This window comes from Emcibacter nanhaiensis (genome assembly GCF_006385175.1).
GTDB classification, from domain to species: Bacteria; Pseudomonadota; Alphaproteobacteria; order Sphingomonadales; family Emcibacteraceae; genus Emcibacter; species Emcibacter nanhaiensis.
Window position 1 is genome coordinate 487354 of the sequence record NZ_VFIY01000018.1, and the last position, 17540, is coordinate 504893.

The 17540-nt window shown below is 56.3% G+C and carries 15 protein-coding genes; 8 read left to right on the forward strand and 7 right to left on the reverse strand.

The window, feature by feature from the left end:
• Positions 1-62 precede the first annotated feature (62 nt).
• Positions 63-1958 (reverse strand): ATP-binding protein, encoded by a 1896-nt coding sequence (locus tag FIV46_RS16395; RefSeq protein WP_139941999.1) that lies wholly within the window; start codon positions 1956-1958, stop codon positions 63-65.
• A 171-nt stretch (positions 1959-2129) separates the two neighbouring features.
• The gene (locus FIV46_RS16400) at positions 2130-3449 is read right to left on the reverse strand and encodes a sensor histidine kinase (protein ID WP_139942000.1); all 1320 of its coding nucleotides are present in this window, start codon (positions 3447-3449) and stop codon (positions 2130-2132) included.
• 322 nt (positions 3450-3771) lie between these two features.
• Here FIV46_RS16400 and FIV46_RS16405 point away from each other — a divergent pair, with 322 nt between their 5' ends.
• Positions 3772-4437, forward strand: coding sequence for a response regulator transcription factor (locus tag FIV46_RS16405; RefSeq protein ID WP_139942001.1), 666 nt, complete (start codon positions 3772-3774; stop codon positions 4435-4437).
• A gap of 52 nt (positions 4438-4489) precedes the next feature.
• On the opposite strand, the gene ettA is transcribed toward FIV46_RS16405, so the two are convergent.
• The 4 genes from ettA to FIV46_RS16425 all read right to left on the reverse strand — a co-directional run bounded on the left by ettA (position 4490) and on the right by FIV46_RS16425 (position 8432).
• Complete coding sequence (gene ettA / locus FIV46_RS16410) at positions 4490-6169, reverse strand: energy-dependent translational throttle protein EttA (protein ID WP_139942002.1); 1680 nt, start codon at positions 6167-6169, stop codon at positions 4490-4492.
• 89 nt (positions 6170-6258) lie between these two features.
• Positions 6259-7551 (reverse strand): Xaa-Pro dipeptidase, encoded by a 1293-nt coding sequence (locus FIV46_RS16415; protein ID WP_139942003.1) that lies wholly within the window; start codon positions 7549-7551, stop codon positions 6259-6261.
• 72 nt (positions 7552-7623) lie between these two features.
• The gene (locus FIV46_RS16420; RefSeq protein WP_139942004.1) at positions 7624-7962 is read right to left on the reverse strand and encodes a hypothetical protein; all 339 of its coding nucleotides are present in this window, start codon (positions 7960-7962) and stop codon (positions 7624-7626) included.
• 2 nt (positions 7963-7964) lie between these two features.
• Positions 7965-8432 carry a GAF domain-containing protein gene (locus tag FIV46_RS16425; RefSeq protein ID WP_139942005.1) on the reverse strand — a complete coding sequence of 156 codons (468 nt, stop codon included), beginning with the start codon at positions 8430-8432 and terminating at the stop codon, positions 7965-7967.
• 216 nt (positions 8433-8648) lie between these two features.
• On the opposite strand from FIV46_RS16425, the gene FIV46_RS16430 reads away from it, so the two are divergent.
• From FIV46_RS16430 to FIV46_RS16460, 7 genes are all read left to right on the forward strand, one after another.
• Positions 8649-9014, forward strand: coding sequence for a GntR family transcriptional regulator (locus FIV46_RS16430; RefSeq protein WP_139942006.1), 366 nt, complete (start codon positions 8649-8651; stop codon positions 9012-9014).
• 11 nt (positions 9015-9025) lie between these two features.
• A complete protein-coding gene (locus tag FIV46_RS16435) occupies positions 9026-9880 on the forward strand; it encodes an ABC transporter ATP-binding protein (protein WP_139942007.1) in 855 nt (284 codons plus the stop codon).
• 22 nt (positions 9881-9902) lie between these two features.
• The gene (locus FIV46_RS16440; RefSeq protein WP_139942008.1) at positions 9903-10187 is read left to right on the forward strand and encodes a hypothetical protein; all 285 of its coding nucleotides are present in this window, start codon (positions 9903-9905) and stop codon (positions 10185-10187) included.
• 28 nt (positions 10188-10215) lie between these two features.
• A complete protein-coding gene (locus FIV46_RS16445) occupies positions 10216-11151 on the forward strand; it encodes a hypothetical protein (RefSeq protein WP_139942009.1) in 936 nt (311 codons plus the stop codon).
• A 286-nt stretch (positions 11152-11437) separates the two neighbouring features.
• Complete coding sequence (locus FIV46_RS16450; protein WP_139942010.1) at positions 11438-13675, forward strand: TonB-dependent receptor; 2238 nt, start codon at positions 11438-11440, stop codon at positions 13673-13675.
• Positions 13676-13702: 27 nt separating this feature from the next.
• Positions 13703-14812, forward strand: a complete 1110-nt coding sequence (locus FIV46_RS16455; protein WP_139942011.1) for a dienelactone hydrolase family protein — start codon at positions 13703-13705, stop codon at positions 14810-14812.
• A 33-nt stretch (positions 14813-14845) separates the two neighbouring features.
• Positions 14846-16303 carry a M20/M25/M40 family metallo-hydrolase gene (locus FIV46_RS16460; RefSeq protein ID WP_139942012.1) on the forward strand — a complete coding sequence of 486 codons (1458 nt, stop codon included), beginning with the start codon at positions 14846-14848 and terminating at the stop codon, positions 16301-16303.
• 38 nt (positions 16304-16341) lie between these two features.
• Here FIV46_RS16460 and FIV46_RS16465 read toward each other — a convergent pair whose 3' ends face one another.
• Positions 16342-17517: a saccharopine dehydrogenase family protein gene (locus FIV46_RS16465; RefSeq protein WP_139942013.1), complete on the reverse strand. Its 1176-nt coding sequence runs from the start codon at positions 17515-17517 to the stop codon at positions 16342-16344.
• Positions 17518-17540 lie beyond the last annotated feature (23 nt).

Here is a 17540-nt window from a genome sequence, read left to right on the forward strand (position 1 = left end):
CCGGCCGGGCGAAAACGACAATTGACCTTTGAAAAACATGGCCGGCCGGCCGGCACCGCCGGTCAGCCGGCGATGGATTTTCTTTTCAGCGTTATTTCATCTGTGGGTATGCGGACAGTGATACAGGTCCCTGCCCCCGGCTCGCTGTCCAACAGCAGTTCTCCGCCGTGCAATTGGGCCAGATGCTTGCAAAGCGGCAGGCCAAGGCCTGTGCCCTGATACCCTCTGGACTGGGCGTCCTTGACCTGACCGAATGGCGACAGGGCAATCTCCATGTCCCGCTTGCTCATCCCGACACCGTCATCCTTGACTTCGATGGTTGCCATCCCGGCACACTCCCCCCGAACGGTCAGTGTTACCTGCCCCGCGGCAGAAGAGAATTTAATGGCATTGGAGACCAGGTTGGCGATGATCTGTTTTACGGCTTTCTCATCCACATAGACCATATTGAGGCTATCCGGATTTTCGACCTGTAGTTTGACTTCGGCAACCTCAGCCATCGGGACAAATTCATGGAAAATGTCATCCAGAATTTTTTCCATTTCAGCAGGCGCAGGAGTAATCTCATAACGACCGGCCTCAATTTTTGAAATATCCAGCACATCATTGATCAGCCCCAGCAAACGATCGCCGCTACTATGAATATAATTCACATATTCCAGATATTTCTCGTTGCCAATTTTCCCGAAATATTGTTCCTGCAACATCTCTGAATAGCCGAGAATGGCATTGAGCGGCGTCCTGAGTTCGTGACTCATGTTGGCCAGGAAATCGCTTTTGGCCTGACTCAGCTCGATCGCCTTGTGCAACAGTTCATCCTGATGTGACTGGAATGTTTTCAACTGGGTGATATCGGTCCGCACTGATACATAGTGCAGAGGCTTTCCGGTTATGCTGTCAAGGAAGGGAACAATGGTGGAAGAAACCCAGTAGGGGTCGCCGGATTTCCTGAGATTGCAAATTTTACCGCGCCATACGTCACCGGAGGAAATGGTCCGCCACAGGTCCTCGTAAAACGCCGGCTCATGCTCATTGGATTTCAGTATCCTGTGATTCTGGCCGATCAGTTCCGCTGAAGAATAGCCGGAGACGTCACAGAATTTCTGGTTCACATATATGATCTTGCCGGCCACATCTGCAATGGAGACAAGCGCATGCTCATCAAGCGTTTTCTCCAGATGCTTGGTAATATCCTTCGCCCTTCGCAGTTCGTCATGGGTATCACTATGCCGGCTTTCCGCCTGCGCCTCGTCCGTCCGGTCCCTGAACGTGCCGCTGATGGCGATGATCTTGCCGTTCCGGTTAAACTCGGGCGATCCCTCGATCTCTATATGCTTCACCGCGTCCGCGTTGCAGGTGACAGTGCACCTGTTGGTGAAAGGTTTTCCCTTGCCTACGCAGTCGCGCATATTGTTATGGATCAGCGCGAAAACGTCTTCCCCATAGAGGGAACCAAGACTTCGCGTGGTAGGTACAAAGTCGCTCTCTGACAAGCCATGAATTTTATAGACCTCGGGCGACCAGTGGACTTCCCTGCTGTCGGTATTCACCCGCCAGTATCCGATCTTGGCGACGGAACCGATTTCCCTCAGCCTTTGCCGGAGATATTCCCGCTCGGTGACATCACAGCCGATTTTCAGCAGGTAATTCTGTCCGCCATGGTTAAATTCATAACAAAGCCATTCAATGCTGACAATGTCACCGGACAGGATTTCCTGGGTATGAACCTTGGTCCATGGTGCAAATTTGCGAATTTGGGCTTTGATGTCTTGCAGGTTATCCCGGTCCAGGCCGGCGAATTGCCGTGCCGATACATCATAACCGTCGTGCAATCCAAAACGGCTGATATAGAGATCATTGCCGACAATCAAATTGCCGTCATGATTTACAAGTGCCAGGTAATTGTTTTCCAGAGCAAAATAGCCCAGGAAATCCTGAAGGTGCTCAAAAAAACCCATTTCAACCCCGAGTACTATGCGTTGAGTGCAAGACTGCTATTGCGCTGACTTCCTGCAATGTTTTTTTTCGAGCACCCTCTACTTATCAGCGAATATTCTAATATAATAAGTGCTAATAATATATTAACGATAATGGGGGGATATCCTGTGGCGGGGTATCAACACTCGGGGTCAGGAGGGCGATTTATCCTTTTCCGCCGGCAGGGTTACGGTTATCCGCGTACCCTCCCGGGGCTTGCTTTCCAGTGAAAATGTGCCACCATGCAATCGGACAAGATATCGGCTCAGGGGCAGGCCGAGACCGGTCCCCTGATGGTTTCTGACCAGGCTGGACTGCACCTGGCCGAAAGAGGTAAGAGCCACGTCAATTTCCTCCTGGCTCATGCCAATCCCTTCGTCCTGAACAACGAGACACAGCTGACCGGCGTCTTTTCTCATGACGCTCAGCCGCACCTCCTTGTCCTGATAGGAAAATTTAATGGCATTGGAAACCAGATTGGACAGGACCTGTTTCAGGGCCTTCTCATCCACATAAACCCGGCCAATCTCTTTTTCGCAGTCCACCACCAGACGCACTTGAGCTGATTCTGCCAGCGGCACAAATTCGTGATACAGGTCCGCCACAATATTCTCGAACTCAACGACGTCCCGCACCAGCTCATAGCGTCCGGCCTCTATTTTTGAAATATCCAGAACGTCATTGACGAGATTCAGCAACCGGTCACCGCTCAGTTTTATGTAGCCGGCATATTCCAGGTATTTTTCATGCCCGATTTCGCCGAAAAACTGTTTTTCCAGCATCTCGGAATAGCCAATAATCGCATTAAGGGGTGTCCTGAGCTCATGGCTCATATTGGCCAGGAAATCGCTCTTGGCCTTGTTGGCGCTGATGGCTTCCATGGTGGCCCTGCTTGCCAGCTCTTCGGCCTTTTTACGGCGCTGGATATCCCGTAACGTACCGATGAAGTACACGCGTCCGTTTTCCATCGTGTCCGTGAGCCTGAGCTCGAACGGCAGGAATTCGCCGGATTTATGCCTGCAGACAACATCCCGGCCGACCCCGATAATCTTTGGATGACCGCTGCTCAGATAACTTGTGACATAATCCTCATGCTGTTGGCTGTCCACCTCCTGCATCAGCATTTTCACGTTTCGGCCAAGGACCTCTTGCGGTGTGTAGCCCAGCAGTGTCTCGATCACCGGGTTTACATATTGAATATTCGCCTTTTCATCGCTGAGGACCACAATATCCGTCAGCTCCTCAACGATATGGCGGAAAAAGTTATCCTGCCCCTCGAGCAGGGGACAGAGTATGTCCAGCTGATCCTCCAGATCATCCAGTTGCTGTTTTTTCGCATGTATTGCCGAAGTGGACGAATAGGACAGGCTGTTCCTGAGCACTGCTATCCGCGATCTGAGAAGGCTGATCTCTTCATGCGGGTCAAGCCCGCCTGCTTCATCATATACCCCTCTGCCCTTTACCTTTTCCAAGCACGGTCCCCTCTCTGCGCGCCGGGGGGGTTTTATTATTTTTATGAAACAGGTCTGCGACCTTCAGGCCTGTCTCCCCCGTGGCCATGATTAAATATCTAAATTTTATTTGCCTAATATGCTATCGAAGACGGACATTTTTGCAATTGAGCATATGGCCTATACCGATCACTCGATTCCGATATAGCCATTTGGCATATATCCTCTAGTGGCTGTATATTGTCGTCATACAATGTATAATATCTTCAATTAAGAATGCCGTTGGGTACCATGAGGGAAAACTCTGGCGAACATTAATTTAGGGCAGGGTAAGAGTTTAGTAATGCGTACTCTATTAATCGACGAATTTGACATCTGCCGGGACGGCATGAAAATGCTGCTCCTGGAAACCTTTTCAGAACCGGAGGTTTCGGAGGCCCGCTCCATTGAGGAGGGCCTGGATATTTTGTCTGAGCAGCAATTCGATCTGATCATGATCGACCTGGACAGTGTCAATTTGAGCTACACGGACCTTCTGAAGCCGCTTGTTCCTGCAGCCGGTGCCGCACCTATTATTACCCTGGCCCACAAGTTTACCCCCGAAATCACCGCCTTTGCCATGCGAACTGGCGTCGCCGCCTGCATGATCAAGGTGACCCCCAAGCAAATGGGGTCCCTGATCCTGAAAATGGTCATGGCCGGCGGGCGATACTTCCCCCCGGAAACCCTGGGCGGCGATGAACAGCAGACCAAAATCTGCCCGGTTAATTTCGACAAAGAGTCCTGCCCGCTGCATCAGGAAACACCGCTGATGGCGCCGGAGATCACCAGACGACAACTGGAAGTCCTGAAATGCATCGCCAAGGGCAAGACCAACAAGATGATTGCCCGGGAAATGGGGATCTCCGCCGGCACGGTCAAGGTCCATGTGGCCTCGATCCTGAAACTGTTCAATGCCAATAACCGGACCCAGGCGGTCAATATCGCCATTCATATGAAATTGATCTAAAAAAAACGGCGTCTTCGCAGACGCCGGTTCTTAAAGTAATTTATTGAGCCGCCTAGCGGGTCAGTTTCTTATACTGCAGGCGATGCGGACGGTCGGCCTCGGCGCCGAGACGGCGGCGGCGGTCCTCCTCATATTCCTCATAGTTGCCCTCGAACCAGACCACTTGGGAATTGCCCTCATAGGCCAGGATGTGGGTGGCGATACGGTCCAGGAAGAAGCGATCGTGCGAGATGATAACGGCGCACCCGGCGAAATCCTCAAGCGCCGCTTCCAGCGCCGACAGGGTTTCCACATCCAGGTCGTTGGTCGGTTCGTCAAGCAGCAGCACATTGGCCGGCTTGCGCAGCATCTTGGCCATATGCACCCTGTTGCGCTCCCCGCCGGACAGCTGCCCCAATTTCTTCTGCTGATCAGTGCCTTTGAAATTGAAATTGGACACGTAGGCCCGGGTCGGCACGTCGCGGCCGTTAAAGTCAAACACGTCCAGCCCCTCGGAAATTTCTTCCCAGACAGTTTTATTGTCATCGAGGGCGTCCCGGCTCTGGTCCACATAGCCTAACTGCACGGTCTCCCCGAGACGCAGGGAGCCGCCGTCCGGTTCTTCCTGTCCGGTGATCATGCGAAACAGGGTCGTTTTACCGGCGCCGTTCGGACCGATAATGCCGACGATGCCGCCCGGCGGCAGACGGAAGTTCAGGTCTTCAAACAGGATCTTGTCGCCATAAGCCTTGCTCAGATGCTCGGCCTCGATCACCACCTGGCCGAGGCGCGGGCCGACCGGGATCATGATCTGGGTGGTGTCCACTCGCTGTTCCTGGGATTTGGCCAGCAGTTCGTCATAGGCCTTGATACGGGCCTTGCTTTTCGCCTGTCGGGCTTTGGGCGACTGACGGATCCACTCCAGTTCCCGGTTCAGGGTGCGCTGGCGGGCTTCTTCAGTCCGGGCTTCCTGACGCAGGCGTTTTTCCTTCATTTCCAGCCAGGCGGAATAGTTACCTTCAAAAGGATAGGCCTGGCCACGGTCGAGTTCCAGCACCCAGCCAACCACATTATCCAGGAAGTAGCGGTCATGGGTCACCAGGATGACAGTGCCGCTATATTCCTGCAGATGCTGTTCCAGCCAGGCCACGGATTCCGCGTCCAGGTGGTTGGTCGGTTCGTCGAGCATCAGGATATCGGGTTTTTCCAGCAGCAGGCGGCACAGGGCCACCCGGCGGCGTTCCCCCCCGGACAGTTTGGTCACATCGGCATCACCTGGCGGGCAGCGCAGAGCCTCCATAGCCAGTTCCACCTTGCTGTCCAGATCCCAGGCGTCGGCGGCATCGATTTTTTCCTGCAGCTCGCCCTGTTCGGCGATCAGATCGTTCATTTCATCGTCGCTCATGGGCTCGGCAAATTTCAGGCTGATTTCCTCAAAGCGGTCAACGATATGCTTGAGTTCGCCCATGCCTTCCATCACGTTACCAAACACATCTTTGTCAGCATCAAGCTGCGGCTCCTGCGGCAGGTAGCCGACCTTGACCCCTTCGGCCGCCCAGGCCTCACCGGAGAATTCCTTGTCCATCCCGGCCATGATTTTCATCAGGGTCGATTTACCGGCGCCGTTGACCCCGATCACGGCGATTTTGGCGCCGGGCAGGAAGGACAGGGTTACATCCTTGAGCACCTGTTTGCCGCCCGGATAGGTCTTGCTCAGACCCTTCATCACATAACTATATTGGTAAGATGCCATTTTGGCTCAATCCTCGTAAATAAAATCCGTTGCCCTCTCTTAACCTAAAGAGACAGCAACGGACAAGATGTTTTCACGATGATTGCGGCTTACTGCAGGGTGTTTTTATAGACCTTGCCGTCTTTCATGACGAAACCGATCTTTTCGAACAGGGTGAGGTCCTGAAGCGGGTCTCCCTTGATGGCGACCAGGTCGGCCAACATGCCTTCCTTGATCATCCCGACCCGGTCCTCAAGACCGAACAATTTGGAGGTTTCCCGGGTCGCGGTCACCACGGCCTGCATGGGGGTCATGCCCCATTCGACCATTTTCACCATCTGCTTGCCGTTGCCGCCATGGGGATAGACCCCGGCGTCTGTGCCGTAGGACATTTTCACCCCGGCCTTGACGGCGCGCTCAAAACTCTGGCGCTGGCGCAAACCAACGGCCCGTTCCTTGGCCAGGGATTCCTCGGTCATGCCGTGTTTCTCCCCTTCCTGCAGGATGAAGTCGTCATTGTAGATATCCATGGAGAACCAGGTGCCGTGTTTCCTGGCCAGCTTGATCCCCTCGTCATCCAGATAACTGACATGCTCGATACTGTCCGCCCCGGCCAGGATCGCCGACTTGATGCCCTCGGTGCCATGGGCGTGGACCGCCACCTTGCGCCCGGCCATATGGGCTTCGTCCACAATGGCCTTCATTTCCTCCAGGGTATATTGCTGGGCGCCCACTATGGTGCCTTTGGAAAAGACCCCGCCGGTGCCGCAGAATTTGATCACATCGACACCATATTTGATGTTCTCGCGCACTTTCTGGCGCACTGCCCAGGGGCCGTCGGCCACGCCTTCGGCCTTCTCATGGAACTCATAGGGCAGCATGTTGCTGTCGCAGTGGCCGCCGGTAATGCCCAGCGCCGGACCGGAAACCAGCATGCGCGGCCCTGGTATATCGCCCTCATTGATGGCATCGCGCAGCGCCACATCCATAAAACCCTCCGCGCCGACGTTCCGCACGGTGGTGAAGCCCGCATCCAGGGTCTTTTCAGCATTGACCACACCAAAGAGAAGCTGGCGCCCAAGAGAATGCTGGTAAGCGTCATAGCCATAGATGGGCGACCCCACCAGATGCACATGGCTGTCCATCAGGCCCGGCATCAGCCAGCTGTCGGCCCCGAGATTGATCAGCTCCGCCCCTTCCGGCACTGCGATCTTGGCGTTTTGATTAATGACCTTGATGATTTTATCGCCCTCGACCCAGACGGACATATTGTCCAGCACCTTGCCCTTTTCCACGTCGATCATATGGCCGGCGGAAATGACGGTGAGTTTCGGTGCCTCTTCGGCCAATGCCGGAGCGATGAGACAGAGGGCCGCGGCCAGGCCCAGGAACAGCTTTTTCATTGGAATGATCCCCTGACAGTTACATGGTTATCGGGGAAGCATGCCAATTTTTGTACAAACATACAAGGCGGATTATTCTTCCGGAACAGGCGCCCCTTCATCCATTTCCCGGGGCGGCAGGGGATCTTGTCGCCCCCGGTCCCGCAGCCTGTAAACCAGAAGATAAATCACCAGCCGCAGGATATAAGGCACGAAAAGCCACAGTCCCCAGCCGATCACATTAACGGTGCCGGTAAAACCGTAGGCAGTCAGGAGTTTCCCGAGCCCCATACCCAGCGGCACCAGGGCGGCCAGCAGGAATGTAGCCAGCAGTTTTTCCACCGTGACCCGGTGGTGGTCGATGAAGGCCAGACTGCGCACCAGGATGAACAGGAAATAGAGGATCAGAATGGCCAGCAGGATCAGGGGCATGGTTATTTTCCGAACACTTGCGTCATCAGAGACTCGAGCTTCTTCCGGTCGATCTCGTCAAAGGCGGCCTTTTCCACGCTGTCCACATCAAAGACAGCGATCAGGGCGCCGGTGGGATCAAACACCGGCACCACAATTTCCGAATTGGTCCGGCTGTCACAGGCGATATGCCCGGCGAAGGCATGCACATCCGCCACCAGCTGGGTCTCCCCCGTCGCGGCGGCGGCACCGCACACCCCCTTGCCGATCGGAATACGCAGGCAGCCGAGCGTGCCCTGGTAGGGGCCGACCACAAGCTCCCCCGGCTTGTCGGGATCAACCATATAGAATCCGGTCCAGAAATAGGTTTCGAACGCCTGCGACAGCAGACAGTTGATGGTCGCCATGCGGGCGATGAGGCTGCTTTCCCCCTCCACCACCGCCAGGATTTCCCGGGTCACTGAGTCGTAGCGTTCCGATTTTTCATGCATATAGTACACCCTTTTTGCCCTGTTTGGCCCCAACTATAACACCCCAATCCGCCCGGTTCGAGCAAATATTTCATGCCTAACCATATGATTTATATGGTTTTATACAAAAAATCCAAAAACATAGATTGACAAATGTTGTTTAGGTGTTTTATGTTACTACAACACTTAAACACCACAACAGCATAACAGTGCCGTAACGAAGATTGGAATTTGACCGTGGCAGAACAGTGGAAAAATGATCAGCCCATTTACCTTCAACTGAAGGAACAGGTTCGCACCATGATTCTGGAAGGGATCCTGGCGGAAGGCGAAGCTCTTCCTTCAGTTCGCAAGGTAGCCGTGGAATATCAGATCAATCCCATCACCGCCTCCAAAGCCTATAGCGAACTGGTTGATGAAGGACTGATCGAAAAAAGAAGAGGTCTTGGAATGTTTGTCCTCGAAGGCGCCCGTGAAAGTCTGCTCAAAGCAGAACAACAGAAATTCCTCAAAGAGGAATGGCCGGAAATCATGAAACGCATCGCCCGTCTGGGCCTTGACCCGAAAAAACTGGTGGCGGAAACCACCGAAGATAACGCGTAAGGGGTAATAGAATGACCAAATTGATTAAAGCCCGGAACCTGAGAAAATCCTTCGGTCCCTTTGAAGCCCTCAAAGGTGTGGATCTGGATATCGAACGGGGTCACATCATTGGCATTATCGGCGCCAACGGCGCCGGCAAAACCACCCTGATCAATGCCATCCTCGGCCTCACCGACTATGACGGTGAGCTGGAAGTCATGGGCCTGCCTCCCTATGCCCAGCGGGATGAACTGATGAAAGACGTCTGTTTCATTTCAGATGTGGCCATCCTGCCGAAATGGATGACTGTCATCCAGGCCATTGACTTTGTGGAAGGCGTGCATCCCAAGTTTGACCGCCAGAAGGCCATTCATTTCCTCGCCGACACAACAGTACCGCTGAACAAGAAGATCCGTCAGCTGTCCAAGGGCATGATCGTTCAGGTCCACCTGGCCCTGGTCATGGCCATTGACGCCAGCCTGCTGGTCCTGGATGAGCCGACCCTGGGTCTCGATATCCTGAACCGGAAGAAATTCTATAGCCAGCTGCTGGAGGATTATTTCGACGAGGAAAAAACAATCCTGATCACCACCCATCAGGTGGACGAGATCGAAAATATCCTGTCCGACGTGATCTTTATCCGCGAAGGGCGGATCATGGAACAGTCCTCCATGGAGGAAATCAGCCAGCACTGGTTCGTTCTGCATCCGACAACGGACAATATTGATGCCGCCCGCGCCCTGGGCCCGCAGCAGGTGCAGAGCACACTGGGCCGGACTGCAATGGTTTTCAATAACCGCCCACGCAGTGAACTTGAACACCTTGGTGACGTCAGCCGGCTCAGCCTGTCCGACCTGTTTGTCACCCTGATGACCCGGGACGCCTAGTCCCGGGACGAGGAGAAGAACAATGAGCAGCATTTTTGCAAGCAGCATTCCCCCTCAGAGTTTCATCGGTCTCGTCAAAGACCTGGAAATGGAACGGGTGCGCATCCAGAAGCTTAAACCGCTGCATAATTTCATTAATGCGGGACTTGCCACACTGCTGCTGGCGATTGCCATCGTCGGCATCAACAGCCTGAACGACGCCCGGGCCGAAAACGCCCGGACCGGCATGGCCCACAAACAGATTAACGACCAGGTGGTGGTCTGCAGCCTGGACAACTGTCGCAGGACACAGACCCTGGATGCCTGAAGACATCCGATATTCACGGAGAAAAGAAATGATAAGTGATATTGTCAAAGTTACCGGTTACAGCCCGTTCAAGACCCTGCTTCTCAGGGAATTCTGGGAAAACCGTCGCAGTATGTTTTACGGGCCGATGGTCACCAGCAGCATTTTTGTCGGGCTTATCCTGATCGTCTTGTTTTCCGCCTATTTCGGCCTGGGACAGATCGGCGTACACTCAGATGAAATCGAAATTTCGGACCTCGCCGGTTTCGCCAACGAAGATCTGGAAACACGCCGGAAAGCGATCGGCATCTTTTTGATGGGATCATCGATCCTGACCATCATCGTAGCCTGGTTCAGCATGGTCTTTAACAGCCTTGGCAGCCTGTATGACGAGCGCAAGGACAACAGCATCCTGTTCTGGAAATCCATGCCGGTTTCCGACACCCAGACCGTGCTGTCAAAAATGCTCAGCAACGTCTTTATTACGCCGCTGATCGCCCTTGGCTTTATCTTTGCCACCCAGATTATTGTCCTGGCGATCCTGTGCCTGATCGGCCTGATCGCGGGCCAGAACCCCTGGGAGCTGTTTATTGTGCCGGCCAACCTGCCCAATCTGTTTGCCCGCGAACTGACGATGGTAATTATGTATTGCCTGTGGGCGCTGCCCGTCTTCGCCTACCTGATGCTGGCTTCTACGGTCGCCAAACGCACGCCGCTGCTGACCGCCATTGTTCCGGTCGCCGTCATCATTGTTGTTGAACTTTACCTGTACGGCCACTCATACCTTGGCCATGGCATCCTGGAACACATCAGTGCCGAAAAAATGTTCGACCTGGTCCGGATGGGTGACGATGAAGTAGTCAACCTGAAAGACACCCTGGTCCTTATCAAATCCGCCGCCCTGCCGTCCTTCTGGTTCGGGCTGGCCGCCGCCGCCGCCATGCTCTGGGGCGCCATCCAGCTGCGCAAACGCAGCAACCAGTGAGGCGGCAAAATCGAGATCCTATTGGGAGCTAACTCCTGATATCTTCCACTGCCCCGGCTTTGCGCCGGGGCTTTTTTTTGCCGCCTGCAACAAGGCCTCCCGACGCGGCAGGCTTTACTCTTGGCCCAAACTATTTTAAGATCAAACTAGTTCTATATTTTCATATAGTTAGCCAGATTAACCATTCCCTAATCCGTATCCCTTAAAATAGAACTTTAATCATAACAGTATTGTATAAATAGTATTTACGAGGAAATCTAACGTGTACCGTTGTAATGGTGTTGCCATGCCAACCACTCGCAAGCGCTCTGTTGAGCACTGTAAAATCGCCCTGCTGATGTCTGCCGTCATTGCGGCAACAGCATGCCCCCCGCTTTACGCCCGGACAATAGATGATGTGGATGACGAAACTGCCTATGAGGAAATCGTCGTCACCTCGCAGAAGCGCGCCCAGAGCCTGTCGGATGTCCCCATCTCCATATCTGCCTTCAATGCGGACAACATCCAGCAGAGCGGCATCAACCAGCTCAGGGAAATTTCCGATTTCATCCCCAACATGCTGATCACGGCCAACAATGATTTCAATTCCCAGATCACCATCCGCGGGGTCGGTGCCAACAGCCGGAACATCGGTTTTGACACCCGCGTCGGCGTCTATCTGGACGGAGTGTATCTTGGCCAGTCCCCCGCCATCAATCAGGAGCTGATCGATCTGGAACGGGTCGAAGTCCTGCGCGGCCCCCAGGGCACCCTGTTTGGCAAGAATAACGTTGCCGGTGCCCTGCTTCTGGTGTCCAAGGCACCCGCGGATACGCTGCAGGGCCGCGTCGGCGGCAATGTCGGCTCCCTGGGAACCGTGGAAGTGGACGGCAATATTTCCATCCCGCTCAGCGACCGGGTACGCACCAAATTTTCCCTGCTGCGGCAGACCCGCGACGGCACGCTGCTGAACATTCTTGACGGCAAAAAGCTGAATGATCGGGATTCCTACGCGTATCGCGCCCAGCTTGCGGTCGATTTGTCGGATAACCTGGATGTTAACTTCTCTTTTGACGGCCTGAACTCGGACCATCTCGCCTTCCTTGGCGAAAACCTCAGCGACAGCCTGGGCCTGACCGTCGACCCCAACGCACCGGAAGACCGCGAGGTCAGCTTCAACATTGACCCGCTGGAGAAGCGCGACCTGTACGGCGGCAACATGACCGTTAATTATCGCTTCGCCGGGGACTATGCCCTGAAGTCCATTACCGCCTACCGGGACAATGACGTTCACTACCGCAACGATACCGACTATTCGCCGCTGGACCTGGTCTATATTGATTATTTCGACCATTACAAACAGTTCACTCAGGAATTTCAGCTGATCTCGCCGGATCTGGGGAGCCTGCGGTATGTCGCCGGCCTCTATTATTACCACCAGAAAGCGGATACCAACCGGATTGTCACCAACGGCGCCCATTCCTTCTTCCTCGGTAACGTCCCGGGGACAACGGTGACCAACGACGGCACCGTCACCACCAACAGTTATGCGGCCTATGCGGATTTCGACATTGACCTGGCCGATCGGCTGACCCTGAATGTGGGCGGCCGCTACACCTATGAGAAAAAGGATGTGGACTGGAGCCTGAACGGCGATAATTCCGGTATCTTCATGATCGCCACAAACAGTCTTGTTGACGACCGCAGCGACGACTATCTGTCGACACGCGCCAGCCTGTCCTATGAAGTTTCCGACCAGTTGAACGTCTATGCCTCCTATGGCAGCGGCTTCAAGAGCGGCGGCTATAACCTTGACTATGTCCGCGCCCCGGATTTCATGGAAGGGCTGGAATATGGCAAGGAAACCGTCCAGAGCTTTGAGCTTGGCCTCAAAGGCGCCCTTCTGGACAACCGGCTGATTGTCAACCTGTCCGCCTTCCTGGCCAATTATGACGACTACCAGGTCAATCAGTTCATTGATATCGGCGGCGGCTTTACCTCCATTAGTATCCGCAATGCCGCCAAGGTGGAAACCAAGGGCCTGGAAGCGGAACTGACCTGGCGACCAGTGGACGGTCTCGAGCTGCAGGGAGCGGCGGGCCTGCTGGACGCCAGCTTTGACGCTTTCCCGGGTGGCGGCGCCCAGGGGGGAGACGTCTCCGGCAACGACCTGATCCGGGCACCGGAATTCACTTTTGCCGCCAGCGCCCAGTATGAAATCCCGCTCAGCCCCATTGACGCCCGGCTTCTGCTGCGCGCAGAAGTGACCCATGCGAGCAGTTTCTACACCACCGAGGACAATGTCAGCACGGCAACCCTGGCGGACATGAGTGTGGTGCCGTTTGGTCAGGTCGAAGCCCTGACCCTGGTTAACGCCCGCGCCGGCCTGTTGTCGGACAACGAGAGCTGGGAAATCTATGTCTGGGCCCGCAACCTGTTTAACGAAAAACAGGCGATCGACTATTTCCGGGACTTTTTCGGCACCATCGTCAGCACGCCCAATGATCCCCGGATCTACGGCGTGGAGCTTGTCTGGAATTTTTAGCAAAATGGATGATCGGCACATAGTAGGATGACAGTTTATCTGCGGCTCGCGGCCATCGGCTGCCTTGTTCTGGCGACATGCCTTTTGCCCGTAACATTGCGGGCGGAACAAGCCGCGGAGACGACGATAGAAATTCCGGATTTCCCAGCCTATCCCGCGCCGAAGGAAGTTCTTCAGGAAAACGACCGGGGGACGCTGTATTTCCCGTCGCGAACGCCCACCGACTTCCGCTGGCTGTTTAACCGGAACGCCCCGCGCTACCCGACAACAGTACAGGGCGATCTGTATCTGCCAGAAAACGCCTCGGCAGAAAATCCGGTGCCGGCCGTCATCATTTTACACGGCAGCGGCGACGTCAGGGAAAACCGGGAAATGGCCTATGCCAGGCTGCTGCAGTCCCGGGGTATTGCCGCCGTTGTGGTCCATTCCTTCGCCGCCCGCGGCCTCAGCCAGGAAATCCCCTATGTGAGCCGGGTGCTGGCCATGAGCCACGTGGATCTCATGACCGATGCCTATGCGGCACTTAAATTCCTCAACCGCCACCCGGCCGTCCGGGCGGACAAAATCGGCCTGCTGGGCTTTTCCTATGGCGGTATGGCGACCCGGGCCGCCATCGACAGGCGCATGTATGACCTGCTGGCCGACGGGGTGCCGCCCTTTGCCGTGCATATTGATTTCTATGGCCCCTGTCACACCAGACTGAATACCAGGAAAACCACTGGTGCGCCTTATGTCAGTATCCGCGGCACCGAAGATGCCTCCAACGACCCGGCCGCCTGCGCCGCCCGGGCCAAAACGCTGGAACAAGCCGGCAGCCCGGTCATCAGCGAGTGGATCGAGGGGGCCGGCCACGCCTGGGAATTCTACCACGAACGTCAGTTCGTCCCGACCCTCAACGCCGCCCCCTGTGAGCTGGTGTTGACCGGTGACGGCCAGTGGCAACTGGGCGACCGGGTTATGGACTCACCGGCCGATGCCGATCGGGCGGAACGGATCCGCGTCCGCCGCGAAATGGTCGGGGCCATGCGTGAAGAATGCATGAGCAAGGGCTATATCATGGGCAATGATCCCAAAAGCGCCGGGATCGCCCGCAAACTGCTGCTGCATTATGTGGAAAAATACCTGCAGACCGAGTAGACTGCCCCGAACTGACATTCCGGGGAAAAATATATGAAATTCTATCTGCTGCTGGCCGCCGTTGCTCTATTTATCGCCTGGCTTACTGTCCCGCCCCTGTTTCTGTCCCCGCTTAAGGGCGTCGCCCCCGCTGCCGAAGCCGTCAACCTGCCGCCGCCCGAGCAAAGCCTGGACCGGCTGTCCCGGGCGATCCGGATCCCGACGGTTTCCGCCGAAGAGGAGGCCAAGGTCGACACCGCCCCCTTTGACGACTTCCACCGCTTTCTCGAGCAGAATTTTCCGCTGATCCATCAAAAAATGGAAAAGCAGGTGCTGGCCGGCCATACCCTGGTCTACAAATGGCCGGGCCGCAATCCGGCCCTGAAACCGGTCCTGCTGATGAACCATATGGATGTGGTGCCGGTGCTAAACCCGGAGCTGTGGCAACAGCCGCCCTTCGGCGGCGTCATTGCCGACGGTTACATCTGGGGCCGCGGCAGCCTTGACGACAAGAGCGGCCTGATGGCCCAGATGGAAGCGGCGGAAATCCTGACCGCCCAGGGGTATGCGCCGGAACGCAGCATCTATTTCCTGTTCGGTCATGACGAGGAACGGGGCGGCAAATCAGGCGGCGCCGCCACCGCCGCCCGCTGGTTCGCCGACCAGGGCATCCGTTTCGAGTTTGTATTGGACGAGGGCATGGTCATTGCCGACGGCCTGTTGCCGGGGGTCGAGATCCCGGTCGCCATGATCGGCATTGCGGAAAAAGGCTATATGGACCTGAAACTCACCGCCCGCAGCGAGGGCGGCCATTCCAGTATGCCGGAGCCGGGCAGCAGCATCGAGCGGCTGTCCCGGGCGCTGGACAAGCTCTATGACCATCCGCTGCCGCAGCAGATGATGTATATCGAAATGCTGGGCAAAAACCTGAAAGCGCATATGCCCTACGGCATGAAGGTGGCGTTCCATAATTACGGCCTGCTCAAGCCGCTGCTGAAAAAGGGCCTCGGCAACAACAGCACCCTGTCGCCCTTCATGCGCACGACCACCGCGCCGACCATCCTCAGGGCCGGGGAAAAATCCAATGTGATCCCGGCGGAAGCCTCGGCCGTGGTCAATTTCCGCATCATCCCCGGCGAAAGCAGTGACGACGTGGTCAGGATGGTGGCCGACATCATCGACGATCCCCATATCCGGCTCGAAAAGCTGACGGCGTCCGAGCCGTCGCCGGTGTCCGACCCCGACAGCGCCAGCTTCCAACTGATCCGCCAGACCATCCTGGAGACCGCCGGCGACGAGGACATCGCCACCACCCCGCAGCTGGTGACCGCCGCCACCGACAGCCGCTTCCTGCGCGACGTCACCGACAATACCTACCGTTTCCAGTATGTGCATGTGACACCGGCGCTGCGCCCCGCCTATCACGGCCAGGACGAACGGCTCAGGACCGATGACTACGCCAAAATGATTGAATTTTATGTCCGGCTGATGAAAAACACGGACGGGATGTAAACTCCCGGCCGTGTTTTCCCCTCCCCCAAAAGCTTGCCTCAGAGCGGGATATTTTCCGCCCGGATGTTAAGGCCCTCGGCTTTCAGGTCAGCAAGCCAGCGACGGCACAATGCGGGATCGCTGATCGCGGCATGGACGCCGGGGCGGAAGTCGCCCGCAAGCACACTCTCGGCCGCCCGGGCCACGGTCAGCGACACGGTGCGGGCCATGGCGGTCTGCCAGCCGGAACCTTTTTCATCCAGCGCCAGCGCCGCGCGCCAGGGGTTTTGCTCCCCGGCGTCAATCTCCAGCGCCACATAAAGCACCACCCGGTCCTCCTCACCCTCACCGTAGCTGTGCGCCGCCTGCAGCTGGGCCGACAGCTGTTTGAGCGCCTCCAGGTCGGCGCTTTCCACCTGGGTGAAGATCTCCGCCCAGGCCTGTTTCCAGCCTTCGAGCCGCAGGGTGCCGCGCACGAAATCCTTAAGCCCCGCTTCGCCGTCCAGGCCATAGTCCTCGATATAGGGCAGGCTGTTGCGGTTGGGATAGACCTCGAAGGTTTCGCCGGCAATGTCGAGCCGGCTCACCGCCTCCCAAGCCTTGTCCACCACTTGTTCCGCCCCGCCCGCGAGGAAGCGGGCCTGGTTCTTGAGCGCCGTCAGCACGCCGAGCGGGGTCCAGCTGAATTTATAGGTAAAGGCGTCGGGTTCGGCCGGCACGCCGCCGCAGTAGGAGACGAATTTCATCGGCAGATCCTTGCCCAGCAGTCCGGCCGACTGCGCCGCCGCCACCACCAGATGGGCGAACAGATGATCGATGCCGGGATCAAGCCCGACCTCGTTGACCAGCGCCACCCCGGCTTCGCGGGCCGGGCCGTCGAGCGCCTGCATCTCCGGTGAGACATAGCTGGAGGTCACCACATGGCAGCCGCGCGCAAGCACCAGCTCGGCGAGATCCGCATGCAGCGCGGCGGGCAGCATGGAGACCACCACATCGCCCGGCGTGAGGCTGGCGCGGAACTCCTCCACCAGCTGTTCGTCGTCCAGATTAAGACGGCGCCAGCCGATGTCGAGGCTGGCGAGAAGCCGGAGTTCCTTGACCCGGTCCGGGCTCACGTCCCACACGGTCAGGTCGGCATGCTGGCGGGCCAGGGCGACGATGCCGGGACCGGAGGACAATCCGGCGCCGACCCAATGCAGTGACGGCCTGTCAGGAACTGCTGGTGATGGAGTCATGCTATCCCCTGTTTTTATCGTTG

Excerpts from the sequence above, each read along its gene's own strand:
- FIV46_RS16395 (WP_139941999.1), bottom strand. The coding sequence starts at position 1,958 with ATGGGTTTTTTTGAGCACCTTCAGGATTTCCTGGGCTATTTTGCTCTG.
- FIV46_RS16405 (WP_139942001.1), top strand. The coding sequence starts at position 3,772 with ATGCGTACTCTATTAATCGACGAATTTGACATCTGCCGGGACGGCATG.
- ettA (WP_139942002.1), bottom strand. The coding sequence starts at position 6,169 with ATGGCATCTTACCAATATAGTTATGTGATGAAGGGTCTGAGCAAGACC.
- FIV46_RS16415 (WP_139942003.1), bottom strand. The coding sequence starts at position 7,551 with ATGAAAAAGCTGTTCCTGGGCCTGGCCGCGGCCCTCTGTCTCATCGCT.
- FIV46_RS16420 (WP_139942004.1), bottom strand. The coding sequence starts at position 7,962 with ATGCCCCTGATCCTGCTGGCCATTCTGATCCTCTATTTCCTGTTCATC.
- FIV46_RS16425 (WP_139942005.1), bottom strand. The coding sequence starts at position 8,432 with ATGCATGAAAAATCGGAACGCTACGACTCAGTGACCCGGGAAATCCTG.
- FIV46_RS16435 (WP_139942007.1), top strand. The coding sequence starts at position 9,026 with ATGACCAAATTGATTAAAGCCCGGAACCTGAGAAAATCCTTCGGTCCC.
- FIV46_RS16440 (WP_139942008.1), top strand. The coding sequence starts at position 9,903 with ATGAGCAGCATTTTTGCAAGCAGCATTCCCCCTCAGAGTTTCATCGGT.
- FIV46_RS16445 (WP_139942009.1), top strand. The coding sequence starts at position 10,216 with ATGATAAGTGATATTGTCAAAGTTACCGGTTACAGCCCGTTCAAGACC.
- FIV46_RS16450 (WP_139942010.1), top strand. The coding sequence starts at position 11,438 with ATGCCAACCACTCGCAAGCGCTCTGTTGAGCACTGTAAAATCGCCCTG.
- FIV46_RS16455 (WP_139942011.1), top strand. The coding sequence starts at position 13,703 with ATGACAGTTTATCTGCGGCTCGCGGCCATCGGCTGCCTTGTTCTGGCG.
- FIV46_RS16460 (WP_139942012.1), top strand. The coding sequence starts at position 14,846 with ATGAAATTCTATCTGCTGCTGGCCGCCGTTGCTCTATTTATCGCCTGG.
- FIV46_RS16465 (WP_139942013.1), bottom strand. The coding sequence starts at position 17,517 with ATGACTCCATCACCAGCAGTTCCTGACAGGCCGTCACTGCATTGGGTC.